General features: G+C 71.5%; 23 protein-coding genes and 1 pseudogene. 14 read left to right on the top strand and 10 right to left on the bottom strand.

The window, feature by feature from the left end; genetic code table 11:
* Positions 1 to 104: 104 nt before the first annotated feature.
* Positions 105 to 1,967 carry a GMC family oxidoreductase N-terminal domain-containing protein gene (locus AN215_RS22065; protein WP_070011542.1) on the top strand — a complete coding sequence of 621 codons (1,863 nt, stop codon included), beginning with the start codon at positions 105 to 107 and terminating at the stop codon, positions 1,965 to 1,967.
* A gap of 752 nt (positions 1,968 to 2,719) precedes the next feature.
* Here the strand turns inward: AN215_RS22065 and AN215_RS22070 are convergent.
* Positions 2,720 to 3,040: a chorismate mutase gene (locus AN215_RS22070; RefSeq protein WP_070011541.1), complete on the bottom strand. Its 321-nt coding sequence runs from the start codon at positions 3,038 to 3,040 to the stop codon at positions 2,720 to 2,722.
* A 483-nt stretch (positions 3,041 to 3,523) separates the two neighbouring features.
* Here AN215_RS22070 and guaA point away from each other — a divergent pair, with 483 nt between their 5' ends.
* Together guaA and AN215_RS22080 are read left to right on the top strand one after the other, a co-directional pair.
* The gene (gene guaA / locus AN215_RS22075) at positions 3,524 to 5,068 is read left to right on the top strand and encodes a glutamine-hydrolyzing GMP synthase (RefSeq protein WP_245694640.1); all 1,545 of its coding nucleotides are present in this window, start codon (positions 3,524 to 3,526) and stop codon (positions 5,066 to 5,068) included.
* Positions 5,069 to 5,271: 203 nt separating this feature from the next.
* Entirely contained in the window at positions 5,272 to 6,414 is a 1,143-nt protein-coding gene (locus AN215_RS22080; RefSeq protein WP_139140770.1) for a hypothetical protein, read from the top strand.
* A 213-nt stretch (positions 6,415 to 6,627) separates the two neighbouring features.
* Here the strand turns inward: AN215_RS22080 and AN215_RS22085 are convergent, their stop codons facing one another.
* Entirely contained in the window at positions 6,628 to 7,125 is a 498-nt protein-coding gene (locus tag AN215_RS22085) for a hypothetical protein (protein WP_245694642.1), read from the bottom strand.
* A 248-nt stretch (positions 7,126 to 7,373) separates the two neighbouring features.
* Here AN215_RS22085 and AN215_RS22090 point away from each other — a divergent pair, with 248 nt between their 5' ends.
* A complete protein-coding gene (locus AN215_RS22090; RefSeq protein WP_070011538.1) occupies positions 7,374 to 8,393 on the top strand; it encodes a LysR family transcriptional regulator in 1,020 nt (339 codons plus the stop codon).
* Between the two features lie 43 nt (positions 8,394 to 8,436).
* Here the strand turns inward: AN215_RS22090 and AN215_RS22095 are convergent, their stop codons facing one another.
* Positions 8,437 to 8,967: a DinB family protein gene (locus AN215_RS22095; protein ID WP_107374445.1), complete on the bottom strand. Its 531-nt coding sequence runs from the start codon at positions 8,965 to 8,967 to the stop codon at positions 8,437 to 8,439.
* Positions 8,968 to 9,107: 140 nt separating this feature from the next.
* Between AN215_RS22095 and AN215_RS22100 the strand changes: the two genes are divergently transcribed.
* The 3 genes from AN215_RS22100 (at position 9,108) to AN215_RS22110 (ending at position 10,531) form a co-directional block, all read left to right on the top strand.
* Entirely contained in the window at positions 9,108 to 9,452 is a 345-nt protein-coding gene (locus AN215_RS22100; protein WP_338057938.1) for a nuclear transport factor 2 family protein, read from the top strand.
* Between the two features lie 355 nt (positions 9,453 to 9,807).
* A complete protein-coding gene (locus AN215_RS22105; protein WP_070011537.1) occupies positions 9,808 to 10,179 on the top strand; it encodes a hypothetical protein in 372 nt (123 codons plus the stop codon).
* A 25-nt stretch (positions 10,180 to 10,204) separates the two neighbouring features.
* The gene (locus AN215_RS22110) at positions 10,205 to 10,531 is read left to right on the top strand and encodes a hypothetical protein (protein ID WP_070011536.1); all 327 of its coding nucleotides are present in this window, start codon (positions 10,205 to 10,207) and stop codon (positions 10,529 to 10,531) included.
* A gap of 35 nt (positions 10,532 to 10,566) precedes the next feature.
* Here AN215_RS22110 and AN215_RS22115 read toward each other — a convergent pair whose 3' ends face one another.
* Both AN215_RS22115 and AN215_RS22120 read right to left on the bottom strand, forming a co-directional pair.
* Positions 10,567 to 11,787 carry a cytochrome P450 gene (locus tag AN215_RS22115; protein WP_070011535.1) on the bottom strand — a complete coding sequence of 407 codons (1,221 nt, stop codon included), beginning with the start codon at positions 11,785 to 11,787 and terminating at the stop codon, positions 10,567 to 10,569.
* Positions 11,788 to 11,913: 126 nt separating this feature from the next.
* Positions 11,914 to 12,543 (bottom strand): hypothetical protein, encoded by a 630-nt coding sequence (locus AN215_RS22120; RefSeq protein ID WP_070011534.1) that lies wholly within the window; start codon positions 12,541 to 12,543, stop codon positions 11,914 to 11,916.
* Positions 12,544 to 13,032: 489 nt separating this feature from the next.
* Between AN215_RS22120 and AN215_RS22125 the strand changes: the two genes are divergently transcribed.
* The 4 genes from AN215_RS22125 to AN215_RS22140 all read left to right on the top strand — a co-directional run bounded on the left by AN215_RS22125 (position 13,033) and on the right by AN215_RS22140 (position 18,134).
* Positions 13,033 to 13,347, top strand: coding sequence for a WXG100 family type VII secretion target (locus tag AN215_RS22125; protein ID WP_070038570.1), 315 nt, complete (start codon positions 13,033 to 13,035; stop codon positions 13,345 to 13,347).
* Positions 13,348 to 13,352: 5 nt separating this feature from the next.
* A complete protein-coding gene (locus AN215_RS22130) occupies positions 13,353 to 14,426 on the top strand; it encodes a WXG100 family type VII secretion target (protein WP_070011533.1) in 1,074 nt (357 codons plus the stop codon).
* Positions 14,423 to 15,850, top strand: coding sequence for a hypothetical protein (locus AN215_RS22135; RefSeq protein WP_070011532.1), 1,428 nt, complete (start codon positions 14,423 to 14,425; stop codon positions 15,848 to 15,850). The genes AN215_RS22130 and AN215_RS22135 overlap by 4 nt, the downstream gene beginning before the upstream one ends.
* A gap of 268 nt (positions 15,851 to 16,118) precedes the next feature.
* Entirely contained in the window at positions 16,119 to 18,134 is a 2,016-nt protein-coding gene (locus AN215_RS22140) for a LamG domain-containing protein (RefSeq protein ID WP_070011531.1), read from the top strand.
* Positions 18,135 to 18,302: 168 nt separating this feature from the next.
* Here the strand turns inward: AN215_RS22140 and AN215_RS29920 are convergent, their stop codons facing one another.
* A complete protein-coding gene (locus AN215_RS29920) occupies positions 18,303 to 19,160 on the bottom strand; it encodes a hypothetical protein (RefSeq protein ID WP_171904255.1) in 858 nt (285 codons plus the stop codon).
* A 322-nt stretch (positions 19,161 to 19,482) separates the two neighbouring features.
* Here AN215_RS29920 and AN215_RS22150 point away from each other — a divergent pair.
* Positions 19,483 to 19,635, top strand: a pseudogene (locus tag AN215_RS22150) (VapC toxin family PIN domain ribonuclease); the annotation flags it as partial.
* A 58-nt stretch (positions 19,636 to 19,693) separates the two neighbouring features.
* On the opposite strand, the gene AN215_RS22155 reads toward AN215_RS22150, so the two are convergent.
* Both AN215_RS22155 and AN215_RS22160 read right to left on the bottom strand, forming a co-directional pair.
* The gene (locus tag AN215_RS22155) at positions 19,694 to 20,404 is read right to left on the bottom strand and encodes a LuxR C-terminal-related transcriptional regulator (protein ID WP_070011529.1); all 711 of its coding nucleotides are present in this window, start codon (positions 20,402 to 20,404) and stop codon (positions 19,694 to 19,696) included.
* Complete coding sequence (locus tag AN215_RS22160) at positions 20,401 to 21,900, bottom strand: ATP-binding protein (protein WP_070011528.1); 1,500 nt, start codon at positions 21,898 to 21,900, stop codon at positions 20,401 to 20,403. Before AN215_RS22160 ends, AN215_RS22155 begins: the two co-directional genes overlap by 4 nt.
* A gap of 187 nt (positions 21,901 to 22,087) precedes the next feature.
* Here AN215_RS22160 and AN215_RS22165 point away from each other — a divergent pair, with 187 nt between their 5' ends.
* Positions 22,088 to 23,764: a PspC domain-containing protein gene (locus tag AN215_RS22165; RefSeq protein WP_070011527.1), complete on the top strand. Its 1,677-nt coding sequence runs from the start codon at positions 22,088 to 22,090 to the stop codon at positions 23,762 to 23,764.
* Entirely contained in the window at positions 23,761 to 24,126 is a 366-nt protein-coding gene (locus tag AN215_RS30120; protein ID WP_070011526.1) for a hypothetical protein, read from the top strand. Before AN215_RS22165 ends, AN215_RS30120 begins: the two co-directional genes overlap by 4 nt.
* A gap of 113 nt (positions 24,127 to 24,239) precedes the next feature.
* Here AN215_RS30120 and AN215_RS22175 read toward each other — a convergent pair whose 3' ends face one another.
* Positions 24,240 to 24,785, bottom strand: a complete 546-nt coding sequence (locus AN215_RS22175; RefSeq protein WP_070011525.1) for a DoxX family membrane protein — start codon at positions 24,783 to 24,785, stop codon at positions 24,240 to 24,242.
* 225 nt (positions 24,786 to 25,010) lie between these two features.
* Positions 25,011 to 26,348, bottom strand: coding sequence for a hypothetical protein (locus AN215_RS22180; protein WP_070011524.1), 1,338 nt, complete (start codon positions 26,346 to 26,348; stop codon positions 25,011 to 25,013).
* Positions 26,349 to 26,543 lie beyond the last annotated feature (195 nt).

Genomic DNA, 26,543 nt, shown 5'->3' on the forward strand with positions numbered 1-26,543 from the left:
TCGCGTCCGCCGCCGCGAACCCGACCCCGTACGCCCGAGACCCGTCCCCGACGCCGATCCGTACAACCGATCCCGAGCCGCACCACTCGCACCGGAGGCCCACCGTGTCCGAGGAGAACTCCGCCCAGAACGAGGGCGGTTCGTACGACTACGACGTGATTGTCATCGGTTCCGGCTTCGGCGGTTCCGTCTCCGCTCTCCGTCTCACGGAGAAGGGTTACAGCGTCGGAGTGCTGGAGGCCGGACGCCGCTTCACGCGCGAGACCCTGCCCAGGAACTCCTGGGACACGAAGAACTACATATGGGCGCCCGCGCTGGGCCTCTACGGCATCCAGCGCATCCACGTCCTCAGCAATGTCATGATCCTGGCAGGCGCGGGCGTCGGCGGCGGTTCGCTGAACTACGCCAACACCCTCTACGTGCCGCCGAAGGCCTTCTTCCAGGACCGCCAGTGGGGCCACATCACCGACTGGCAGGAGGAGTTGAAGCCCTTCTACGACCAGGCGCAGCGCATGCTCGGCGTACGCCTCAACCCGACGATGACGCCGTCGGACGAGCATCTGAAGACGACAGCCGAGCGGATGGGCGTCGGGGACACATTCCATCTGGCGCCCGTCGGCGTCTTCTTCGGCGACGGCAAGGACGCGGACGGCAAGACCGAGGCCGAGCCGGGCGGCGAGGTGGCCGACCCGTACTTCGGCGGAGCGGGCCCCTCGCGCAGGGCGTGCGCGGAGTGCGGCGAGTGCATGACGGGCTGCCGGCACGGCGCGAAGAACACACTCAACGAGAACTATCTCCACCTCGCCCAGCAGGCGGGCGCGGTGGTCCGTCCGATGACGACCGTGCGCGAGGTGGAGGAACTTCCCGGCGGGGAGGGCTTCGCGGTCACCACCGTCGCGACGGACAAGCAGAAGGGCCCACGCACGGTGCTGCGCGCCCGCAAGGTCGTCGTCGCGGCCGGCACGTACGGGACGCAGACCCTGCTGCACCGCATGCGCGACAACGGCACGCTGCCCCGGATGTCCGGACGTCTCGGCGAGCTGACACGTACCAACTCCGAGGCCCTGGTGGGCGCTCAGACGATCCCCCGCCGCTACCGCAAGAAGTGGAAGGACGGCCGGAATCTCGACTTCACACGAGGCGTGGCCATCACCTCCTCCATCCACCCCGACGAGCACACGCACATCGAGCCCGTCCGTTACGGCAGGCGCTCGAACGCGATGAGCGCACTGACCACCCTCCAGGTCAACCACGAGACCAAGCTGCCCAAACTGCTGGGGCACCTGGTCACCTGCCTGCGCCACCCGAATCTGTTCATCCGGTCGCTCTCCGGGCGCAAGTGGTCGGAGCGGATCATCATCGGTCTGGTGATGCAGACGCACGACAACTCCCTGACCACGTACAGGAAGCAGAAGGGACTCGGGAAGGGCCTGCTCACCGCCCGCCAGGGGCACGGTGCGCCCAACCCGGCCTACATTCCCGAGGGTGCCGAGGCGGCACGGATACTCGCCGACGAGATCAACGGCTTCCCGGGCACCAACCTGGGTGAGCTGATGGGCATGCCGCTCACCGCGCACTTCCTCGGCGGCTGTCCGATCGGCGCCGACGCGGACAGCGGCGTGATCGACCCGTACCACCGGCTCTACGGGCACCCGGGCATCTCGGTCGTGGACGGCTCCGCCGTCTCCGCGAACCTGGGTGTCAACCCCGCCCTCACCATCACGGCGCAGGCCGAGCGTGCGATGTCGCTGTGGCCGAACAAGGGCGAGGAGGACGCGCGGCCGGAGCAGGGCTCGGCGTATGTGCGGATGGCACCTGTCGCGCCGCGCGAACCGGCGGTCCCGGAGAGCGCGTTCGGGGCGCTGCGCCTGACGATGCTGCCCGTGCCGGAGGTGCCGCGTGCGGGCACTGCCGCCCGGGGGGCGGAGAAGCCGGAGGCGGCGCGCGAGAGCGCGGACGTGGAGTAGGGCGCACCGTCCAGCCGTCCAGCCGCCCGGCAGCCTCCGAAGGGGCCGCCGGGCGGCGGCAGTTGTCCGGTGCGTCGGCGTCCGCGATGGGTGGGTCCGGGACTCGGGCGTCCGGGGCATGTGTGTCCACGGCGTGCGAAGGGCCCCGCGGAGCCGGCCGGGTGGTGGACGGCGCCGCGGGGCCCTCGGCGTTCAGCACGGGCGTCAGGGCAGCGCCCGTGCTGACGGAGCGGCACCGGGGGGTAGTGCCGCCTAGCCGTCCCGAATCGCGGCAGCACGCTGCAGCGCCGGTCAACGGCTGGGTCCTGAACGGGGGTTCGTGTGCATCGTGCTGGATGTGCCGACGGCGCGCAAGGCGTCGGGAGCACTCGGTCACGGCATCCGTACCGCCTGGCCGGAACTTTTACCGGCGGCCGACAATCTCCCGAGAATCCCCCTGACCGGTGAGGCCGCGATCCGCGGAGCGGCCGGTCCAGGGCGTCCCCGGGACCGGCCACTCTCTCCCCGTACGGGGAGAGTTGGTGACCGGGCTGCTGTCCCCTGCTGACCGGTCACACGCGCCGGAGCGAGGTCCCACGACACTTCCGCCTCCGCCCACGGGGAGGAACGGGCGTCTCATCGCTGCGATGGCGCGGCCCCGAACCACCGGACGTCCGGCGGGCATCGAGGTCACAGAGACCAACGAACCGCCTCACGGGGCGGTCACGCACCGTACGGGTGACCGCCGCGTGCCGGGGTTTCCAGGCCGGGTTTCACAACTGCCCCCGGCACAGCGCCAGAAGAGTCATCGCGAGCTGCGTGCCGGGCCTGCCCAGCTCGCCCCGGTAGCGGTCGAGGATCTCCATCTCGCGGGCCAGTTCCACGCGCCGCCCTCCGGCCTCGACACGTGCCCGCTGGATGCCGGCGGAGACCGTCCTGCGCTCCTGGACGAGCGCGATGATGCGGCCGTCCAGCTCGTCGATGCGGGAGCGCGCGGCGGCGGTCGCCCCCGCCGTGGCGTCCCCGGACTCCCCGTCCTCGCCCGTGCCCGGGGTTGCCGGCCGTGGGGTGGTCCTTGCGGTTTCGGTGCTCATGGTCTTCCGTCTCCTCCTGGTGGCTCGTGCCGTGCTCGTACCGGCGGCGGAGCCCGGGACCTCGCGGCCCGGGGGAGCGGAAACGACAAGCGCCCCGGGGCCTTGATCGGCCCGGGGGCGCCCGGTAAGTCGCTTGTCAGTGGATCAAGCAGCTCGACCATGGCAGCCGGACGGGCCGGTGCCATAGGTAAACCAGAAGCTGGTCGTGACGGGCTGCTCGAACATGCCCGTCAGTATGCACGGGCCCGCCTCGGAGGCCAAGCGGGGGCCCTCCGGCCTCCCGTTAGAATCGGCCGTACGAAGTGAGCACGTGCTCTGTGCTTCCGTACGGCGCTCCCACGCCGTCCGGCACCGTTCCACAGCCCCGTACCACCCGCCGCAAGGCCGAAAGGCAGCCGCTCCGTGGCATCAGCGCCCGCCCCTCGGGGCACAGGCTCCCCGGAATCCGCCTCCGCCTCTCCGGACGCTCCGGAGACGGTCCTCGTGGTCGATTTCGGTGCCCAGTACGCGCAGCTCATCGCGCGCCGCGTACGCGAGGCGCGGATCTACAGCGAGGTCGTCCCGTCCACCATGCCGGTGGAGGAGATGCTCGCCAGGGACCCGAAGGCGGTCATCCTCTCGGGAGGTCCCTCGTCCGTGTACGCGGAGGACGCCCCGTCCCTCGACGGCTCGCTCTTCGACGCCGGCGTTCCCGTCCTCGGCCTGTGCTACGGCTTCCAGCTGATGGCGCAGGCGCTCGGCGGCACCGTCGACAACACAGGAAGCCGCGAGTACGGGCGTACGGACCTGTCCGTCTCGAAGGGCGCGTCCACCCTCTTCGAGGGCACGCCGTCGCACCAGCAGGTGTGGATGTCGCACGGCGACGCCTGCTCCGCCGCCCCCGAGGGCTTCACCGTCACCGCGTCGACGGACATGGTCCCGGTCGCGGCGTTCGAGCACGACGGACGCCGGCTCTACGGCGTCCAGTACCACCCCGAGGTGATGCACTCCACGCACGGACAGCAGGTGCTGGAGCACTTCCTCTACCGCGGCGCCGGTCTCTCCCCGACCTGGACGACGGCGAGCATCGTGGACGAGCAGGTCGCGGCGATCCGCGAGCAGGTCGGCTCGAAGCGCGCCATCTGCGGGCTGTCGGGCGGCGTGGACTCCGCGGTCGCCGCCGCCCTCGTCCACAAGGCCGTCGGTACGCAGCTGACCTGCGTGTATGTCGATCACGGGCTGATGCGCAAGGGCGAGACCGAGCAGGTGGAGAAGGACTTCGTGGCGGCCACGGGCGTCCAGCTCAAGGTCGTGGACGCCGCCGACCGGTTCATCTCCGCGCTCGCCGGAGCGTCCGACCCCGAGCAGAAGCGGAAGATCATCGGGCGCGAGTTCATCCGGGTCTTCGAGCAGGCCCAGGCCGAGCTCGTCGCCGAGGCGGGCGCAGCGGGTGAGGACGTCGCGTTTCTCGTGCAGGGCACCCTCTACCCCGACGTCGTCGAGTCCGGCGGCGGCACCGGCGCGGCCAACATCAAGTCGCACCACAACGTGGGCGGCCTCCCTGAGGACCTGGAATTCGAGCTGGTCGAGCCGCTGCGCAAGCTCTTCAAGGACGAGGTCCGCATGGTCGGCCAGGAGCTCGGCCTGCCCGAGGAGATCGTGCAGCGCCAGCCCTTCCCCGGCCCCGGGCTGGGTATCCGCATCATCGGCGAGGTCACGCGCGAGCGCCTCGACGTGCTGCGCGAGGCCGACGCCATCGCGCGCGAGGAGCTGACGGCCGCCGGTCTGGACAGGGACATCTGGCAGTGCCCGGTGGTACTGCTGGCCGACATCCGCTCGGTGGGCGTCCAGGGTGACGGGCGTACGTACGGACATCCGGTGGTGCTGCGTCCCGTCTCCTCCGAGGACGCCATGACCGCCGACTGGTCCCGGCTGCCCTACGACGTGCTGGCCCGCGTCTCCACCCGCATCACGAACGAGGTCTCCGGCGTCAACCGCGTCGCCCTCGACATCACGAGCAAGCCGCCGGGCACGATCGAGTGGGAGTGACCCGCAGGGAGCCCGTGGCCTGAGCACGGGCGCCGTGGCCCGGCGGAGCGCCTGCTGAGGCGGGCGCCGACTGAGGCGCGAGCAGCGGAGGCGTGACGGACTGAGCCGGGTGGAGCCCTGCCGCATGCGGCACACGGCGACTCCCGCCTGACGCAGCGCCTGTGATCTCGGGTGCCGCACGTCCGCGGCGGTAGTTTGCCCGGGTGACGGATATCGGGGGGCGGCCTCGCCGCCGCGACAGGCGGAAGCGGATCATCGGTGCCGCTGCCGCCGGAGCGGTCGTGCTCGGCGTCGCCGTCGCCGTCGTCGAGCCGTACGCGAACGACTGGTGGGTCACACGCAACGCCTGCGGAGGCTCGCTCCCCGAGGGCGTCCTCGAGGACCTGGGTGCCGGCCGTGCCGACGACGACGGCCACCTGTACGCCCACGAGGAGACCCTCGACGAGCGGCTCGGCCGGTACCGCTGCGAGGTGAACGACGCGTCGTCCGGCCGTGGCTACCGCTTCCGGGCATCCGCCTACACCTCCCGTGACGATGTCGAGCGGCGCCTGTCCGACGACTTCTCCGGACGTGAACCCGCCCGGCTGGCGCTCCCGGCCGGGCTCCCCGGGTACGAGTCGCAGCGCGGCGATCTCGTGCTGACGCTCGACTGCCCGCGACTGGGCGAGGGCGGCTCGGGGAAGCCGAGGAAGCTGCACACCAGGGCGCAGATCCCCGGCTACTTCGGTGACGACGAGTCCGGCGACGAGCCCGGGATCGGCAGTTCCTACGACGCGGGGGCGCGTGCCGCCGTCGCTCTCGCCAACAAGGCCTCGGAGAACCTGCGTTGCGGGGCGGAGACGCTCGAGGTACCGGCGGAGGTGACCCGGCCGGAGCCGGTGCCCCTGGAGGAGACGGCGGGCACCCCGTGCGCGGCGCTCGCCCGTGCGCCGCTCACGCGCGAGGACACATGGAGCGTGCAGGTGCGGATGTCGAAGCGTGCCCCGGTGGGGAGCTGCCTGCTGGAGCGCGAACGTGACGGTGCGGAGTCCGGCCGGGCAGCGGAGAAGACGGAGGTGCTGGACCTCACGGCGTTCCACGGCGATTTCTCCGAAGGGCTGTGGAAGGCCGCGGGCCGGGAGAAGCCGTGGGTGAGCGGCACGGAGGGCTGGGCGACCGCGCGCTGCGGCGGAACGGAGGCCGTCTTCCGGGCGCGGGCGCTCGGTGGCGACGGCCGGACGCCGGTGCTGAGCGCCGGGGAGGTGCGGTCGGTGCTGGCCGACTTCGCGGAGCGGCAGGCGGCGAGGCGGGGCTGCACGCAGCCGCAGGTGCCGCCGGGGATCTCGGACAGCGGGCCGAGGGGGTGAGCGTTGTCAGCGCTGTGAGGACTGTCAGCGCAGGACTGTCAGGGCCGTGAGGACTGTCACGGGTGTGAGGTCCACGAGGACGATGAGGCAGCAGGGTCCCGGGCCGCTCAAGTGCCGTGTCCCCGGCCCGGGTTGCGGGACGGGGACACGGTTGCCTTTCAACTCTGCCCGTACCGCTGCCCGTTCATGAGGTCAGCGCTCGGGCCCCGTACGTCAGCAGGGCTTGATCTTCCACACGGGGGTCCAGGACGCCGTGCCGGTGTCCTTGGCCCGGTTCGTCCAACGCAGGCTCCCGTTCCGGTTGTAGAAGCGCGCGACCGTGCCGGAGGTCTGGTTGTTGTTGAACGTGCCGTCGCCGATTCCGTAGAAGTTGTACGTGCCGCAGCGGTAGTAGTCGTATTTCTTGCCGCGGCCGTCGACGATGCACAGGTGCCCGTGCCTGCAGGAGGGCGCGCGCATGGCCGCCTGCTTGTCCTGGCCGCGGGCGGGGAAGGTGACGGTTCCGCCCTCGAAAGCGACCTTGTTCGCGGAGACCTGCCGCGCCCCCGAGTCCTTGGCCAGGTAGCTGTCCACCTGCTGCTGGAGCTGCTGCGCCTGGCTGCCGGAGGACTGCTGCGGTGCTGCGGACGCGGTGCCGGCCAGCACCGTGCCGCCGACCAGTGCCGCCGAGGCGGTCATCACGGCCAGGGTCTTGCGCGGTGACTTCTTCACTGTGTTCCCCCTCCAAATGGGCTCTCCGGCGTCCGCTCACCTGATGGCGGTCCGTCGCGGAGACGTCACCCATCGTGCTTGGATGGGCGGTGCTGAAGAAAGGGGAAACTCAGGCCGTTGCGGTGCAAATTGATGCAGTATCCGGCATGAGAGCAGTATCCGGTATGGGGGCATACGGGGTGGAACAGTCGAGCGGCAGTGGGGACCGTAAGACGGCAACTGGGGGAAGCGATCCGAGTGTTCATCAATTGCGCCTGTTCCTGGCGCTCGCGGAGGAGCTGCACTTCGGGCAGGCGGCCAGACGCATGTTCATCAGCCAGCCCGCCTTCAGCCGCCAGATCACGGCGCTCGAACGGCGCATGGGGATCGGCCTGTTGGAGCGCTCGACGCGCCGCGTCGAACTGACACCGGAGGGCCGGGCGCTGCTGCCGGTCGCACGGGCCGCCGTCGAGGCGGCGGACCGGCTCCGGCAGGCCGTGGAGCTGCAGGCTCGGCGTGTGAGCGGGCGGGTGCGCGTGGGGTTCATCGGCGCGGAGGCGGCCATGCCGTACACGCAGGAGATCCTTGCGGAGTTCCGCGCCCGCAACCCGGAGTGCGCCGTGGAGATGTACGGGCTGGACTTCGCCGGGCAGGTCGAGGCGCTCAGGGGCGGGGAGGTGGACGCCGCGTTCCTCCGCCCGCCGCTGCCCGCGGGCATCCGCACGCTTCAACTGGCCGCCGAGGCGCGGGTGGTGTGCCTTCCCGTGGGTGATCCGCTGCTGTCCCTGCAGCGGCCGCTGGAGCTGTGCGATCTCGACGGGCGCGTATTCGTCGACGTGGCGGGGGAGTCGGTGCGCGCGTGGTGGGACCACTGGACGGTCAACCCGCGCCCCGACGGCACTCCCGTGCGCTTCGGGCCGGTGGTCACGGATCTGGAGCCGCTGCTGCTGGCGGTGGCGCAGGGGGAGGGCATCGCTCTGCTGCCCTCCGCCGCCCGTGAGTTGTATCCGCGGCCGGGGCTCGCGTACGCGGACATCTCAGGGCTGGTTCCGGTCACGGCCGCGCTGGCATGGCTGCCCGCGCGGAGCGAGTCCCGGGGAGTCGCCGCACTGCGTCAGGCGGCCCGCTCGGTGCTGCGTGCCGCGGGTGCGGGCGCGGGCGGTGGTGCGGGCGGTGGCGGCAGCACCGGCAACAGCACCGGCACCGCCGGGAGTTCACGCCCGGGCGGAGGCGGCGGCGGTCCCGCACGGCGGGTGCGGCTACCACGGCAGCGGCGGCCCGTCGGCTGACGGACGCGTGCCCGGGGCCGGACGCCGAGGCGCCCGGCCCGTCTCAGGTGCCGGACGTCCCGTCGATGCGTTCGCGGAGCAGATCCGCGTGGCCGTTGTGCCGTGCGTACTCCTCGATGAGGTGGATGAGGATCCAGCGCAGCGACACCCTGTCGTCGCCCAGCACCGCGGCGTCCGGCTCCGGGAGGGTGCCGGAGTCGTCGAGTGACGCCTCGGCGGTCAGTTCGCGGCCGCGCTCGACCTCGCGGTGCCAGACGGCCATCGCCTCGTCCATGCCGCGTTCGGGGGAGAGCGCGAATCCGTCCTGCTTTCCCTCGTCGTACAGCGGGGGGACGTGCTGTCCGGCGAAGATCCGCTGGAACCAGCTGCGTTCGACTTCCGCCATGTGCTGTACCAGGCCCAGCAGAGTCATCTCGGACGGTTCCACCGACCGCCGGCGCACCATGCTGTCGTCGAGATCCGCGCACTTGAGGGTGAGCGTGGCGCGGTGGAAGTCCAGCCAGCCCTCCAGCATGGTGCGTTCGTCGGCGTGCGGCGCGGGGACGGGGCGGCCGTCCGGTGTGGTCCTGGTCATGGGGCCCAGCCTTGCACGCCCCGTCCGAGTGGGTGCGCGCGTTGCCGTACAGGCGTTCCAGGCGGGCGTGCACGACGAGTTCCGGTGCCGCCGCAGGTCCGCCTTCGTGCCGGGATGTCCGTACGGAAGGAGACACCGCTGTGGCAGGGACCGCCGGAACCGAAGTCGTCCGCGCATGCATGGAGAGCTACATCGCGCAGGACCGGGAGCGGGCGGAGCGGCTGATCGCCGACGACTACCGCTTCACCAGCCCGCAGGACGACCACATCGACAGGGCCGCATTCTTCGCACGCTGCTTCCCGACGGCGGAACGGCTGCGCGCACAGGAGATCCTGGCGGTCGTGCCCGCCGGGGGCGACGACGTCTTCCTCCTCTACGAGTACGAACTCAAGACGGGTGAGCGTCACCGCAACGTCGAGGTCGCCACGGTCCGGGACGGCCGCATCACCGAGACGCAGGTCTTCTTCGGCGGCCGCGTCGGTTAGGGCGCGTTCCGAGGTGTGCCGAGAAGCGGCCGGCGTCTCACCGCGCGACGCGAGGAGGTCCTGGGCGTGGGGAGAACAAGTCATTCCGGGGGTGCATCTCGGACATTGACCAACGAATGCGTGTCTTTCCATGCGGGTGGCTGTGCATGATCATTCCGTAGGCGACTCTCTACGGGGGAAATCATGATCAACTCTGTCTCTCGGCGCCGCCGTTGCCGCGGCAGCCACCAGCGCCGCGCTGCTTCTGGGCGGCGCTCTGACCGGCAACGCCCAGGCCGCCGCCGGCCCGTCGGCCTCGGCCTCGGAGCCCAAGGCCGCAGTCAGCAGCGTCGGCCTCAAGGGCGGGGATGCGAGCGTGGCCAAGGCCAGGTGGGCCCGGTGCACCGCGCAGCCCAACAGTCCGCACTGGTCGAAGAAGGGCAAGAGCGTCATCTTCAAGACGCGGGTCAGCTGCAAGGGAAACATCCCGAAGGTGCACGTGCAGGTGCGCGGCAAGTTGCTTGTCTGCCCCGGCTACTGCCCGCCGTCGACCGCTGCGACGTCGAACGAGACGAAGGTCCTCGCGGTCAATGCCGGGGGCGCGACCTACTACACGCCCAAGGTGGGCGGCAAGAAGGTCAGGGGTGACGGCAAGTACCAGGGCAAGGTGACGGTGCAGATCACCTCCCCGGTCAAGGGCACGAAGGGCAGCGCCAGCAGCAAGATGGTGACCGTCAACACGCCGTAACGGCAGGCGCGCCGCAGGAGGCCCCGTGAACTGGGAAGTACACGCAGAACTGGTCGTCGAGGAAGACGGGCTCGACCCTGTCTCTCTTTCGGAACGGCTCTCCGCGTGGTTCGCCGCTCACGGGGCCGACGCCCTGCCCGAGCTGACCATGGCTGACGGAGGAACGGCCGAGACGGTGGGCGCTGTCTTCGGGGTGCCGGCCGAAACGCCCGGACAAGCCGTCGACGCCGCCCTCCATCAGCTGCGAAGCGCCGCAGACGGCTGCGGGGTTCCCGTGGGCCCGGTCGACGAAGTGCTGGTGCGCCGGGCTCACATCGACCCTCGCGCTCCTGTCGCTGAGCGCAGAAGGTGACGAGGGGGCCTGACCGGCCCCACGCCCCGCCGCCCTCAGGCGGGAGTGAAGCGGACCGGGAGCTCGGTCAGCCCGCGTGTGAAGACGCCCTGCTCCCGTGGCTGGAAGCCTTCGCGCAGCGCCATGTCCGGCATGGCGTCCAGCAGCCGGTTGGCGGCGACCTCGACCTCCGCCTTGGCGAGCAGCGCGCCGACGCAGAAGTGACGTCCCAGAGCGAAGGCCAGATGGTCGGCTGCGGCGGAGAACGCCACGTCCTTCGTAGTCGTCAGGTCCTCGCGGAAGATGTCGAAGGTGCCGGGGTCGGCGAACCGCTCCTCGTCACGGTTGGCCGCCCCGATCAGGCAGGTCAGGGTCGCGCCGGCCGGGACCGTGCCGCCGCCGATCCTCACCTCCTGGGAGGTCTGACGCATGATCATGTGCACGGGCGGGCTGTAGCGCAGAGTCTCGGCGAAGGCCGCCGGTATCAGGCCCCGGTCGGCCCGTACGGCGGCCAGCTGGCCTGGATTGTCGAGAAGGTTGCGGAAGAGACTGGAGACGGCCTTGTCGGTGGTCTCGCCGCCGGCCGTGAGCAACAGGCTGCAGAAGGCCTTGATGTCCTCGTCGCTCATACTCGTGCCGTCGACCTCGGCCCGGCACAGCGTCGAGAGCAGGTCGTCGCCCGGATCGTTCCTGCGCTCCTCGATGACCGGAAGCATGTACGCGGCGAACTCCTCCCTCGTACGCATGCCGTCCGCGGCCACGTCCGGGTCCTGGGAGAGGTTGGAGAGGAAGGCGATGACGGACGTGTACCAGCGGTGGAACCGGTCGTGGTCCTCCTTGTCGAGGCCGAGCATGTCGACGATGACGTTGATGGGGAAGCGGGTGGCGAAGTCGGCCACCAGATCGGCCTCTCCCGCAGCCGCGAAGCCGTCGATCAGGGCTTGAGCGTTGCGCTCGATGACGGGCAGGAACAACTCCTGGAGCGTGTTGCCGCGGAAGGCGGGCGCCACCAGGGCACGGCGCACCGAGTGCTCGCGGCCGCTCATCTGCAGGATCGTGCGGCCGTGCACGGGTTCGAGCTGCCAGTCGTAGTTGCCGGTGGTGAACGCCGGATCCCGGAAGGCGCGCGCGACGTCCTCGTAGCGGGAGATGATCCAGCTCCCGGTGGGCTCGTGACGGATCAGCGGGTGGTGTTCCCGCATGATCCGGTAGGCGGCGTACGGGTCGTCCGCGAACTCCGCCGACAGGATGTCCGGCGCTTCGGCCTCGGTTCCCATCTTGCTCCTCACTCACCGGTGAGCGTTCTGCCCGGCGCGTCGGCGCCAAGGGACGTTCCCCTACGGACCAAAGTCACCGAGGAGGGCTCAACTGGCAAGAGAGCGCGGGGAGTTCAGGCCTCGCGTTCAGGCCTCGCGTTCAGGCCCCGCGGCCTTCGGCGGCCGTGCCGCGGCCACGACGAACAGGGCGAAGCCGAGCGCGAAGCCCAGCATCGTCACCACTCCGCGCGGGTGGAAGATGTGGCTGTCGAGGAAGGACCAGCAGCACACCAGCAGCACCGCCGTGCCCGGCAGCACGCGCGCCCCGTACCGGAGGCACAGCGCGACCGACGCCGCGACGGCTGCGGCGCCCAGGCACCACACTCCCGCCTGCCCGAGCGCGTCTCCGGTGTGGAAGAGCGGACGCACCACTTCGCGTCGCCGCTCACCGCCGTGCTCCTCGGCGATTCCGGCCGCGATGCCGGCGACGGCGTCGAGCCCCGTGTAGTAGACCGCGTAACCGAAGGCTCCCGCCCAGGCGACGACGGTGGCCGCTCCCTCGGCGTCCCGGCGCGGACGCCCCCACAGCGGAACGATCACGCCCAGCGCCAGCAGCGGCCAGACGGGCAGCAGCCAGATGTGCAGTTCGGCCCAGTGCTGGGCGTTGTGCGGCCGGAGTCCGCCGGGGTGGCTCAGACCGAAACCGGCCAGCACGAGGGGGGCGGCGACGACGAGCGCGATGTCGCGGGTCAGCGGTTTCCACGGGGGCGCGGGCATGGTCGTGATGGTAGGGGTGTCAGGGGCGTTCCCGGGGAGGTCCGGGGCAGCCGTCACGGAAGCGAAAGAACTTCGCGGGGCGCCGGTGCCGGTGTCACCCCGCCGGGGGCTTCGTATCCCGCTACGAGGCGCCGTGGAAGACCATGCTCATCGTGGCCATCACGCCGTCAGGTCTCTCGGCGTACCCGTTCGTCTGCTTGCAACGAGCTGCCGCCCGGTCGGACCGGACCTCCGGGGGCGGACGTGGAACGTGGACGCCCGCAGGGCACAGTCAAGGCCCGGTGACGAGCCGGGCTGCGTTCGGTCGTGGACGGACAGCAGGCGAAGCAGGCGCGGAGTGGCTGCCCGTCATTGTCAATTGCCCTGTTCGGAGGAAGCGTTCTCCACTCAACCGGCCCCCGATACAGTTGCCTGAGTATGGAACGCCCGTTCCAGCAACGGGCGTATCAGCAGTGACGGCCCAACTGAGGGCCGGGAACGGGGGCAGGGGTGTCGGGCTTCCACATCGATCCGGGCGAAATGGCCAAGTTCGCCAAGTCCTTCGAGGAGCGGGCCCAGGAACTCGGGGAAGCGCTCGCCAAGTTCAGGCCGAAGACGGATGCGGAGGCCATCCACGACGGCTTCGGCATGCTGACCGAGTCCGAAGAGGTCACGTCGGCGTACATCGAGCTGTCCGGGGACATGGAGAAGACGGTCGAGGGCCTGCAGAAGCACCTCGGCAAGATCGCCGACGGCATCAAGCAGAACGCCAAGAACACAGAGGCTGCCGACGAGGCGCTCTCCGGCATCTTCAAAGGGAAGTGAGTGCCGTGGGTGAAGAGTCAGCAGCCGAGAAGGTCTACGAGGCCGGACTTGAACTGATCAACCCGGGCGGCGACCCAGGCAAACTCCGTGAGGCTGCCACCGCCTGGAAGGCGATGGGCACCGCCCTCGACAAGATGGTCACGGACCTCGACCGGGACTGGCGGCGGGTGAAAGGTGCCGGCGCCTGGACAGGCCCGTCCGCGGACGCTTTCGACAAGCACTGGCAGGAGCTGAAGAAGGCCGTCGAGGACACCACCCCGCAGTGCGACAACGCGGCGAAACACCTCAACGACGCGGCCGACAGCATCGAAGACATCAACGACCAGATCCACCAGATCTATCTGGAGATCGGGGTCTCGGTCGGCATCTCGGTGGCCCTGTCGTTCGTGACCGTGGGCTTCTCGGCGGCGGCCGGTGCCGCACGGGCCGCGCAACTCGCGGCGCGGGCTGCACAGTTGGCCGGCCGGCTCGGGCAGATCCTGACACGGATCGCGCAGTCGTTCCGCACCGTCGCTCAGGCGATGCGCGGGCAGCGGTTCATCAAGAACGTCCTGGTGAACTGGGCCAGCAACACGGGCGCCACGGTTATCTCCAAGACCGCCACGGGGCAGGACGTCGACCTGGCAGAAGCAGCCTGGCAGGGCGGTCTTTCCGCGGGAGTGGGGACCGGGCCGGCCCTAGCCGTCACGAAGAAGGTCGGCGGTCTCGCGGGCAGCATGGCCGGTGGCGCCGCGGGCAACGTCTCGGGCGGTCTGGCCGTGGACGGGGTCAACTCGGTACGCGGAGAGGGCCCCGGTCTCGACGGCGCAGGGTGGAACGCTCTCTTCAACGCTGCCGGCGGTGCGGCCGGCGGGGCGGCTGTCCATGGGGCGAACACGCAGATGCCCGCCCACAGGGAGAGCCCGCACTTCTCCATCGAAGGCCCCTTGAACGGGATCAGCTACGGTACGGCCAACTCGGTGAACGAGGTGGTTCAAGGGAACGCGCAGTACGGGGACGACAAGGACGCCTCTGCGGCCGGGGGCGCGGGCGGGCAGCACAAGAGCGCAGAGGAAAAGATGAAGGACGACTTCGGGTGATCCAACGCGACTGGAGGCTCCGGGCTGCCACGGTGGTTGGATGGCTGGGCGTGCTCGCCTTCGCCGCATGCCTGCTGGCACGGATGGTGGCGCCGTACCCCCGATGGGACTTGCTGGCCTGCCTGCTGGTGGTGGCCACCGCCTGCGGGTACTGGCTGGTCCGGGTGCGCGGGGCCGCCGCCGGTGGCGGCGGTGATGACCGGGTGCGGTACTGGTGGCCGCGGCGGCGTGTTATCGGTGTGTGCATCGCTGTGCCAGTGCTCTTCGTCACGTGCCTGCTGGCCGGTACGTCCGCGGAGTCGGCCACGGAACAGCTCCTGCGCATCCGCGCGGGCGATCCCACCATCGCTCCCGTCGAAATCGCGGAGGTCCACGACGTCCGGAGGTATGAGGACCAGAGCAAAGTCCGGTTTCGCTCGCATGTCTCTGTCACGGCCGCTGAAGGGGACACCGAGCGCGATGAACAGCGGCGGATGCAGGGCGAGGTGGAGCTGCGGCAACCCGCCGAGACCGGTGACCTGGTGTGGGGCCTGTATTCTCCGGACGCTCCACAGCGCGGCGCCATCCTGGGGCCGGAGCAGGACCTCAAGGCGCTCATCCAGGGAGGCCCGTCCACGCTCGGCTACGTCGCGCTGGTCATCATCGGACTGTCCGTGCTTGGGTACGCCGCCGTCGGCCTGTTCACCAGGAACTCCCAGCCGCTGGCCGCCTCCTTCCAGGACACGCGGGACCGCGTCCGGCGTGCCCGCGTGCGGGTGGCCGCGGTCACCGCCGGGCGGCATCTGCGGCGCAACTCGAAGGTCAAGGGCGGCTGGGACCGCAGCAGTCCGCGCCCCGCACTGCGCCTCACCTCGGGTGAGGAGACCCGGGACTTCTTCGTGGACCGTTGCCTGGAACCGCAGGCGCTGGGCGCGGAGTTGACGGGACGGACAGCGCGGTTGTACTGGCAGACCCCCGCCCCGGACGAGGCCGCGGCCCCGGACGATCCGGCGCACGTGAACAGCGCGGTGCTGGTCCTGGACGACCGTCCGGAAGACCTCCGCTACGTGTACGGCGAGGTCTCAGGCGGACTCCACGGCCCCGGCCTGCCTTCGGAGGCGGCTCCGGAGAGCCCCTACGAGGCAGTCCAGCCCGTGCACGCGTTCGGCCCCTACGCCATCTGGCACCCCGGTAGCTTCCGCCCCGTGACCGCAGGACTCGCCGTGGCTCTCCTCGCCGCCGCGTTGCTCGCCACGGGAGCGGGCACGGAGACCGGCTACGGCGGCTCCGGGCTGCTGTGGGTGGTCGGTCCGCTCTTCGGCGCCCCGGTCCTCGGGCTCATGCTCACCGCCCGCCGAGTGACCGTGCGGCTACGAGAGCTGCAACGCAGCACGGGCGGTCTGGAGGCCCAGGACCCTCAAGCCCAGCCTGAGACAGCAAGCTAGTACGTGCGGAGAGCCCGTGACGTGACGGCCGTGACTGAGGGCGACGCTCAGTAGTCCAGCTCGAAACAGCGGTGGGAGCAGGCGACTTCGGCTCCTGCGCTCTTGGCTCGGGAGAGCCCGGTCGGAATGCTCTCGTGCCGGTCGTCCCCCGCGATGGAGCCGATTCGGCCTCCCGTACGTCGTATCCTCGTACGGTCATCGACCATGCACTCTGAGCATCCGTCTCGTGATCGAGACGCCGTCGAGTCCGGGGGGACTGAGCGAACGGATGGAATGTGCGCGACTGCCGGACGCCGAACTCCTCCCGCTGGTGCGGGAGGAGGGCGATGCGTCCCACGATGCGCTCCGTGAGCTGGAGCGACGGCACTTCCATGCCGTGAGGGCCTTCGCGGCGGTGTGCACCGTCAGCGACGACGCGGCCGACGAGCTGGCATCCAACGCGTGGCGGCGGGCGACGACGCTCCGGGAGGACGTGCGTGTGGGTGCCGTGCGCCCGCATGCGCTGTGCTCGGTGCTGCGGACGACGGCCGACTGGGCCGGCACGGACAGACGCGGCGAACTGCACGAAGAGCTGGTCGCCTGGATCCAGAGCTACGTCTCGGAGGGCCGCGGCGATTCCTCGGCGGACGACTTTCCCCGTACGTCCATGGCGGCGCGGGCCTTCGGATCGCTCGCGGATCACAGCCAGACCGTGCTGTGGCACTACGCGGTCGAGTTCGACGGCGTCGCGAGGATCGACCAGCTCCTCGGCGGCGGCACCGACGAGGTGTCGGTCCTCGACAGGCGTGCGCGCAGGGAGTTCTACAACGCCTATGTGCGCCTGCACGAGGAAGAGATCCGGGACGACGAATGCCGGAGCCTGCACCGCACGGTGCTCGCCTACGCGGACCAGAAGTCGATCGAGACGGCCCCGGAGCTGCTCCCGCACCTGGAGTGTTGCGCGCACTGCGCGCAGGCGGTCGACGACCTCGGGCTGATGCACGTGCACTGCGGGGCGCTGCTGGCGGAGGCGCTGCTGCCGTGGGGCGGCCCCGAGTACGCGGCGGCCGGTTTTCCGTCGGCGCTCGGCGGGGCGGGGGCCGCACGCGGTACGGAGAGGGGCGGGGCCCGTCACGGAGCCGGAGCGGACGCGGCGGCCGGAACCGGCGCCGGCCTCGGTGCCGCAGCCGGTGGCGGTGCGTACGCGGGCCACGGCCACGGCGGACGCTCGTACGAGGGCCGGCTGACCAGCAACGTGCGGGGGTTCCTCCTCCGCTGCGTGGACCGGCTCCGGACCGGCCGGTCCCCGGCCGCTCTCCTGGCCGGATCACCGGGTTCGGGCGGCGCCCACGGCGCGGGGGCCCGTCCCGGGGACGGGAAGAGACGGCACCAGACCAAGCGCATGGTGCAGAGCGCGGCGGTGATCGGCCTGTGCTCGCTCGCCGTCGCCGTCGCCTACACCGGGGTCTTCCGTCCCGGTTCGCCGCAGAGCAGCGAGCCGCCTCCCGCACAGGGCGCGTCACAGACACCCGCGCCGCCTCCGGGATCCTCCTCCCCGGCGACGCCCACGGCCACCGCCACCTCGACGGTCACGGCGACGGAGACCGCGCCGCCGTCCCAGGGCGGTGGCGGCGGACCGGGCGGCACCGGCGCGCCGAGCGGGGACGAGGCCCCGGCCGACGCGGCGCTGGAATGGCTCTTCGACGAGGTCGACGGCGCCACGGCGGTGGACACGTCCGCCAACGGCATCATCGGGACGCTCTTCGGCGACCCGTTGCCGACGCTGGTGAACGGCACGCTCGTGTTCAACGGAACGCAGGAGGTCCGCTCCCGGGGCGTCGTGCTCGACACCGAGCGCAGCTTCTCCGTCTCCGCCCGCGTGAAGCTGGACGACAAGGGCGGCACCCAGACGGTGCTCAGCCAGGACGGCAACCGGTTCAGCGGCTTCACGCTCCAGTACGACGTGGACGAGGACAGCTGGGCGATGGGCATCCGCGACGCCGACGAGCAGGAGACCGGGACCGATGCCGCCCTGTCCGAGTCCCGTCCACGGGCGGGTGTCTGGACACATCTGACCGGGGTCTACGACGACGCCGAGGGGGAGATCCGCCTCTACGTCGACGGCAGCCTGGAGGACAGGTCCGAGCACGACGCGGACTGGCCGGCGGACGGCGTCTTCGCGGTCGGCCGCGCATTGCTGGACGGCGCGCCGGCGCAGGGGCTGCGGGGGGCCGTCGACGACGTGCGGGCCTTCGGCAGGGCGCTCTCCGGACGTGAGGCGCGCACCCTCGCAGGGGGCCGCTGAACGGAGGCTCAACCGGGAGGCCTCACCCGGAGGCGTCAACCGGGCACCTCAACCGGGGGCGTCAACCGGGCATCTCCGGCCGGTGGTTCGATCCGGGGCGCCGACCTGCCGTTCCGCACGGACCGCTGGAGTCCGTCGTGTCCCGTCCGCGGAGGCTCGCTCCCCGGCCTAGTCCCCTTGCCAGGTGAGCGTCTCGCGGTCGCCCTCGTCCCATTTGACGGTGAGTTCGTCGTCGGTGCGGGTGGAGTTGCCCGCGACGTATTTCTCGCGCCCGTCGCACCTGAGCGCCATGCGGAAGACCGAGCCGGACTTCCGCTCGTCGCCGGTGCCGAAGCAGACGCCTTCGCCGCGCGGGTCGGAGTACGAGACGGGGTTCTTCCCCGCATCCTCACCCGAGCGGACCTTCTCGCCTATGGTCAGCTCCTTCCGGCCGGACTCCCACGTGCCCTCGAAGCTTCTCTGTCCGGCACCGCCGCCCTGTCCCGCTTCGTTCCCCCCGCCGGCCTCCGGCGGGGCGCCGCCGTCCTGCGAACCGGCGCCGGTCGAACCGCCGCCTCCGCCCTGGCCTTCGGACATGTAGTACACGCCGCCCGCCGCGAGCAGCATCGCGAGGACGGTGCCGGCGACGAGAACGAACAGCTTCGTCTTCGAACGGGCGGCCCGCCGCGGCCCCGCGGGCGCGAAGCCGTGGGCGCCGGGTGGTTCCTCCCCGTACGGCTGCTCGTACAGATGCTCGTATCCGTACGGAGTCTGAGGCGGCATCGTCTCCCAGGGAGGCGGCACGGTCTCCCAGGGCTGCTGCGGTGGCTGCTGCGGGGGCATCGGCGGGGGCTGCGGCGGCATCGGCGGCGGTCGCGAGGCCGAGTCCCAGTACCCGAACCCGGCGGTCGGCGGCTGCGGAGGCGGCTGCCGTGGCTGCTGGGGCTGCAGCTCCTGTGGCGGCGGCTGCCGCGGCACGGGTGGCGGGGGAGGCCGCTGCCCTCGGTACCGAGGGCTGCCGTAACGGTCCTGCGGCGACTCAGTCATGGCGAACACCTCTGCACACGTGCCCGCAGCCGCCAGGAGCCCCGCTCACCGGGTGGCCCGGAATCCTCCCGGTTCGGCTTCGGCCGCTTACGAGCCCGCCGCTACTACACGACAAATGAGCGGGCCACGCGGCCATCCTCCGTCATCGTGACGTCCGCCCGCAGGCGAACCAGAGGCCTGTGTGCGGTACATCCGCCCCGCCGGAACCGCTTCGGCGTCGGCGCCGCGAGCCCCCGGCCAGGCACGGACCCGGCGCGCTGAACTGGCCACCGTCACAGTGACGACCGTGGAGCAAGCCCAGATGGTGCGCGCGCATCACGGTTCGCTGGATCTGGACCTGACCGACGCGGTGAACGTCGTCCTGGCCCGTGACTACGACACCGATGCGATCCTCACCCTCGACCTGCGCGACTTCCGGGCCATCACACCGCTGGGCCCGCACAAGGCATTCCGGCTGCTCCCCGACGATCTGTGAACGGCCCGCAGGTGGAAGCGGCCCGACCGGCCCGACCGGACGTGGGCCGCCTCGCGGGTCAGACCAGCCGGCGGGCGGCGGCCCACCGCGTGAGCTCGTGGCGGTTGGAGAGCTGAAGCTTGCGCAGCACGGCAGAGACGTGGGACTCGACCGTCTTCACGGAGATGAAGAGCTGCTTGGCCACTTCCTTGTACGCGTAGCCGCGGGCGATCAGGCGCAGCACCTCGCGTTCGCGCTGCGTGAGGCGGTCGAGGTCCTCGTCGACGGGCGGGGCGTCGGTGGAGGCGAAGGCGTCCAGCACGAAGCCCGCGAGGCGCGGTGAGAAGACGGCGTCGCCGTCGGACACGCGGAAGATGGCTCCGACGAGGTCGGCCCCGGTGATGGTCTTGGTGACGTAGCCGCGGGCACCGCCGCGGATGACGCCGATGACGTCCTCCGCCGCGTCGGACACGGACAGGGCGAGGAAGCGTACGGGGGAGTCCGCGGCGCCCATCATCGAGGCGCTGCGGCGCAGGACCTCCACGCCGCCCCCGCCGGGGAGATGGACGTCCAGCAGTACGACGTCGGGGCGGGTGGCGGTGATGACGGAGACGGCCTGTTCCACGTCTCCGGCCTCGCCGACGACGTCGACGCCCGTCTCGTCCGTACGTCCGATCTCCGCCTGGACGCCCGCCCGGAACATCCGGTGGTCGTCGACGAGAACCACCCTGACCTGGCGGGACCCGCCCGGGTCCGTGGCTCCTGCGGTTCCTGGTGTCTCGTCCGTCACGACTGGGCCGCCCTCTCCATTTCGAGCTCCACCTCTGTCCCCTCCCCGGGCGCGGAGCGCACCCGGGCCGTGCCCCCGTGGCGCCGCATGCGGCCGATGACTGACTCGCGCACGCCCATCCGGTCCTCCGGCACCGCCTCGGGGTCGAATCCCGGGCCACGGTCGCGTACGGAGACGAAGACCGTGCGGCCCTCCACCTCCGCGAACACCTGCACCGCCCCGGCCTGGGTGGTGCCTCCCCCTTGGCCTCCGGGACGGGTCGTGCCCCCGATGCCACCGACACCGTACTTGGCGGCGTTCACCATCGCTTCGCGTGCGGCCTGGATCTGCGCCTCCAGCCCTTCGTCGAGAGGGCAGTCGCCGACGCAGACGACCTCGATCGGTACGCCGTGGTGGTCCTCGACCTCGGCCGCGGTGGCCTTGACGGCCTCCGACAGGGTCCGCGGCCCCTGCTCCTCCGCCTTGCCGTTCCCGTGCGGCTTGTACAGCCAGTTGCGCAGCTCGCGTTCCTGGGCGCGGGCCAGCCGGGACACCTCGCGAGGATCGTCGGCGCTGCGCTGGATCAAGGTGAGGGTGTGCAGGACCGAGTCGTGGACGTGAGCGGCGACTTCGGCCCGCTCCTGCGCGCGGATGCGCATCAGCCGCTCCTCGGACAGATCCTGCATCATCCGTACGAGGTACGGGCCTGCGAGCAGCGCGACACCGACGAGTACGGCGAGCGCCGCCTGCAGTACGGGGCCGAAGTCGCGGGCCGAGCCCTGCACGAGGACGATTCCGCTCACGCCCACCGCCACCAGCACCACACCGGCCGCGCTGCGGGCGATCGGCACGAGGCCGCGGCGGCGGCTGACTTCGGCCCAGTGGGCGCGGCGGGCGTCGTCGGCCTGACGCCAGACCAGGACGACGCCGAGACCGATCAGCAGCACCGGCCACAGATAGGTGTTGATCCTCCCGAACTGCAGGTTGTCGGCGATCACCGCGGCGCCGACGAGCAGCGCCAGCACCGCGAAGAGCTGGCCCTTGTCGGGCTTGCGCACGCGCAGACGGGACCGGCCCGCCTTGCCGCTCTCCCGCCGGCGGCGCCCGGGGGGCTCCTCGGCCGGGGTCCCGCCTCCGGCTCCGGTCGCGCCGCCGGTCGCGCTTGCGGTCGCGCTTCCGGGGACACCGCCGGGGGCGGGCTTGGAACCGGGGCCGGTGCCCACGCCGCCCGTACCGAGGGGGACGACGAACCAGAAGGCGGCGTAGAGCAGCACGCCCAGGCCGTCCGTCACCGTGAGCGCGATGAAGACGATGCGGACCCAGGAGACCGGCAGCCCCAAGTGCCCTGCCAGACCCCGCGCGACGCCGCCGAGCATGCGGCCCTCGGCGCTGCGGTAGAGCTTGCGCAGCGGGGGACGCGAGGGCGCGTCCTCGCCGGTAGGCGCCCCTCCGGGAACGCCGCCCTCGGCCGCGTGCGCGGCGCCGGGGCCGGAAGCGGTCGACGAGGCGGGGGTCATGCACCGATCGTCACACGTTCGTACGGCGTGTGGCATCAGGGTGGTCCCTGATCCTCCCCTGGCTGAGCGAGGGGGCGGAGGACCAGAAGGAACCAGACGGCCGGAGCGTCGAGCGGCGGCGGAATCAGGGTCCTCTAAGGGACGGGCCCCGATGTGCCGCGAGGGGAGCACGGGACACCATGGGCGCATGACCGAGGACGACGAGCAGGCGCCGTCGCCGCAGTCTTCGCAGCACTCCCGGCGGGACACGTCGCAGCCGTCGCCGGAACACCCCTCGCCACGGGGGCCGGTTCCCGGAAGCGGCGTCGCCGGGGCAGGCGACGGCACCGAGGCGCGCCCCGGCGCGGGGGACGGCGGGGGCGTCGGCGACAGAGGCGGCGCGGACGACGGCGGGTCCGGTGACGCTTCCGGCGGCGGGTCCGTGGGCGGGACCGGCGGCGAACCGGAGGCCGGTACGGACAGCGGTGCGCGGCCGGCCCGCCGGCTCACGCGGAGCCGAAGCCCCAAGACCGTCGCCGGCGTGTGCTCGGGCCTGGGCCGCCACTTCGACCTCGATCCCGTCATCTTCCGGGTGCCCCTCGTCGTGCTGTCCCTCCTCGGCGGGCTCGGCCTCGTCTTCTACGGCGCCGCCTGGCTGCTGATCCCCGCGGAGGACGAGCGGCAGAACGAAGCCCGCTGGCTGCTCTCCGGGCGGGTCGAGGGCACGACGCTCTCCGCCATCCTCGTCGCCCTCGTCGGCTGTGGGCTCTTCCTCGCCTCGCTCGGCAGCCGCAGCACCCCCTTCTCGCTGCTTCTCGTCGCCGCGGTCGCCGGCGCCGCGTACTGGTCGCTCCACCGCAGAGAGGCGGAGGCCGCCGAGGCCGTCGGCGCTCCCGTGGACCCGACCACGGCGCATGCTGTCGCCGACGCGCCCCCCGAGGCTCAGGCACCGCCCGTACCGGGCATGCCGTCGTGGTGGCGTGAACCCCTGACGAAGGACGGCACCGGCGCTCCATCCGGCACCGGGTACCTGTGGGGGCCCGCTGACGCCGAGTCGCCCGAGGACGTACTGGGCCCGCCGGGCGCGCGGTCCCGGTGGGCGCAACACCCGGGCCGGAGGCAATGCGGGAGGGCCGCAGCCGTCGCGCGCGGAGGCGGGCGCCGCGAGCGGTCGTTCGGTGGATTCGTCGCGATGCTGGCCTCGGTCGGGGCGGTCGCCGGTGCCGCTCCCGGCTGGGATTCGCGGCCCCTCGGCACGAGCCTCACGGTGGGCCTGGCCTGCGCGCTCGCGGTCTACGGGATCGGATTCGCCGTCAGTGCCTTCGTCGGCAGGATCGGCTTCGGCACCGTCTTCCTGACTGTCGTCACCGCCGTCATGCTGGCGGGCGCCGCCCTGATCCCGAAGAGCATCGGCACGGACTGGCGCGAGGTCACCTGGGCTCCGGCCACCGCCGCCGACGTCTCCCGTACGTACGAACTGGACGGCGGCGCCGCCGAACTCGACCTGAGCGGCCTGCGGTCCGCCGGGGAGCGCGAGACCGTACGGACCGCGGCGCGGCTCGGAGCGGGCTCGCTGAAGGTGGTCGTTCCGAGCGGCACGCGCGTCGAGCTCGAAGCGGACGTGGGCGCCGGCGAGATCCGGCTGCCCGAACGTACGGGAGGCGAGGGGGACGACTACGTCGTGGAGAGCATCGGCGGCGTCGGCACACACGAGCGGCTGACGCTGCCGTCCGCCACCGGCAAGAAGGGGGGAACGCTGGAACTGTCGGCCGACGTGACGGTCGGGCAGCTGGAGATCGTGCGGCTTCTCCCCTCGGGTGAGCGGACCGACCATCTGCCGGTGAACACCGTGCCCCGGGAAGAGCCGAGCGAGGTCCGGCCGTGAACAGGCACCGTTTCGAACCGGCCCGGCTGCTGCTGGGCCTGCTCCTGGCCGGCTCGGCGCTGACGTATGTGATGGAGGCGCTCGGGGAGTGGCGCGTTCCGGTGTGGGTGCTGCTGGTCCTGGTGCCCGCGTCGTTCCTGATGGCGGCGTTCGCCGCGGGTGCGGCCTTCGCGGCACGGCGCCTCCTGGAGCGGCGGCGGGTTCGGACGCCGCATGCGCTGGGCTCGATGCCGATGGACGAACTGCGCGGCGGCTACGAGAGGTCGAGCCGGGGGACGGGCGAGGGAACCGGGCCGGGCGAGGGAACCGGGCCGGGCGAAGGAACCGCCAGGGGTACGGGAACCGGGACGGGAACGGACTGAGGCGGGGCACGGCCGGGGGAACCCGGAGCCGTACACCCGCCTCGGCCTGTGTGCAGCAGCGCTCAGCGACTCAGTGGCTCTGCGTTTGTGGCTCAGCGCTCAGCACTCGCCGCTCAGCCGAAGATGTGCCTGCCTTTTCGGCGACGCCGGCGGGAGAACGCCATGTCGAGCGAGAGCACCGACGCCCCCGCGAAGATCAGCGGCACCCAGGCCATCATGTAGGGCAGGTCGTTGCCGTAGTAGTACGGGTCGCTCTGCCAGCTGACCGTCAGCCACAGGCTCAACGAGATCAGCATGCCTCCGACTGCCGCGAGCCGTGTCCACAGACCCACCAACGCGCCCAGCCCCGCGGCGATTTCACCGGCGGCTATGGCTATGCCGAACGCCTTGGGGTCGTTCTGCGCGAGATCGATCATCGCCGGGATCGCCGCGGCGTCGCGTGACGACTCCAGCACCGTGGCCAGCGAATCTCCGCCCTTGCCGGACAGGAACTCCTTGTTCAGAAGGAGCTTGTCCAGGCCCGCGTAAATGAACGTGACGCCGAGGAAGAGCCGGAGGGGGAGCAGCGCGTATTTGGAAGCTCTGGCCCGCAGGCTGCCCGGGGGGCCGCTGACCGGCACATCGCTGCCGACTGCCCTGGTCTGATCCGCCAGAGACATGACACGTCCCCTTCCGTAGTGGCCGCCTGTGCCGCATGCACGTTCGGCTGGGCTGGAGTCGAGTCGCTACGGTACGCGGCCGTGGCCGCGCGTACACCCTCTCTGAACGATCTCAGTCGCCATCCAGGGGCGAAGGTTCCGCTGGTGAGGGCGCATTCGTGACAGAAGGGACCAACCGGCCACGGTGTCCCGTGGCCGCCGTGGCTCTGTCCGGTCCCGCAGGCGTCAGTCGGCGACGTCGATGGGGTAGCGGTTGGTCTCGACACCCGCGGCGGTGACGACCTGGACCTCGACCCGGCCCGGTTCGACCTCGACGGGCACCGGCACGGTGAGTGTCGCGTCCGCCGGGTTGGAGAAGCCGTCACCGGCGGGGATCAGCGGGACCGGCACGTGCACCGCACCGACACGGACGACCATCCGGGAGAGCCGGTCCGGTTCGCCCGCGCCCGGCGGCACGAAGCCCGCGCCGCGGATCTCGATGTCGTCGCCCGTACGGATCGGCGCGTGCAGATCGCCGATCTCGCGGGCCCTTACGACCGACAGCACCACGGGACGGCCGCCTTCGGCGTACTTGCCCGTGAGGTACGTGGCCGCGGAGACGACGACCAGCAGCGCCAGGCTCCAGGGCAGGTCGGGCAGCTGGTCGGGCTGCCGTGCCAGGCGGACGCAGGCGAAGACGACGGCGACGCCGCTCACCAGCACGTACTGGACGTCGCAGAAGGAGCCCCGGCCGGCGTCGTCGGTGAGCAGGTCGGCGGCGCGGGGCCGTTCGGCACGCACCTTCTGCAGGCGCTGGTGCTGCACGCGCACCGTCACGGTGCGGCGCACGAAGACCGCTATGGCACAGCTCAGCGCGAGCACGGTCAACAGCCCCGCGCCCCGGGAGAGTTCCAGCCCGGCGATGAGCTCGCGGCGCTCCGACTGCCCGGAGCGCCCGGCCAGTTCGAAGGCAAGGACGAGGATGTCGTACACGGCGAGGAGCACCCAGGCCGCGGCCACCGTGCGGGAGGTGGAGAGCCGGTTGTCCTCACCGATGAGCGGGGCCAGCGCGCCGCCGCGCGCCCGGTGCAGATACGCGGCGAGCGAGACGGCGCCCGCGGCGATCACGGCCGCGATCAGCGAGGCGGTGCGTCCCGAGGTCCAGCCCACGGCGAGCGCGGAGAGCAACTGCCCCACGAGCAGCACACCGACGGCGCCCCAGGCGGCGATCACGGTGTGCCGCCAGAGCGAGGCCAGCCGGATCGCGCCCTCGTCGCGGGCCCGTTCGGCGACCGTACGGGCCGCCCTCGTGAGCTCGTCGGAGACCCACTGGCGAGAGGCCCCTGCCGAGTGCGCGAGAGCGGCGGGAAGTCCCTTGCCCGCCGCGAGTTCGTCGCGACGGCGGCGGAAGTCGTCCCGCGCCCGCCGGTGACCCTCACGGGCGCCGTGCGGGCAGTCGCCGCATGTGCAGGAGGCGGAGTGGGCGCCCGAAGGGGTGCCCGCGGGGACGGACTTCTGGAGCGGGACGGTCTCGTCGCCTTCGCCGCCGCCGCTCGTGCCGTCCCGTGCCGTGTCCACGGCCACTGTGCAACCCCGCCTCTCAAACACCGTTCATGAAAGGCGCAATTGTGCCCTACGGAGAGGGGGCTGCGAACGGCAGGGCCGCCTTCGTCACCCGGCTGTGTGAGGCGGGAAGCGAGCGGTGGACGGGCCGTACTCCGAACGCCTCGGAGAGACGGGCGAGGCGTGGACGATTGTCCGAAATTGCTGTTCTTGAGC

The organism is Streptomyces abyssalis (assembly GCF_001751365.1).
Classification (GTDB): domain Bacteria; phylum Actinomycetota; class Actinomycetes; order Streptomycetales; family Streptomycetaceae; genus Streptomyces; species Streptomyces abyssalis.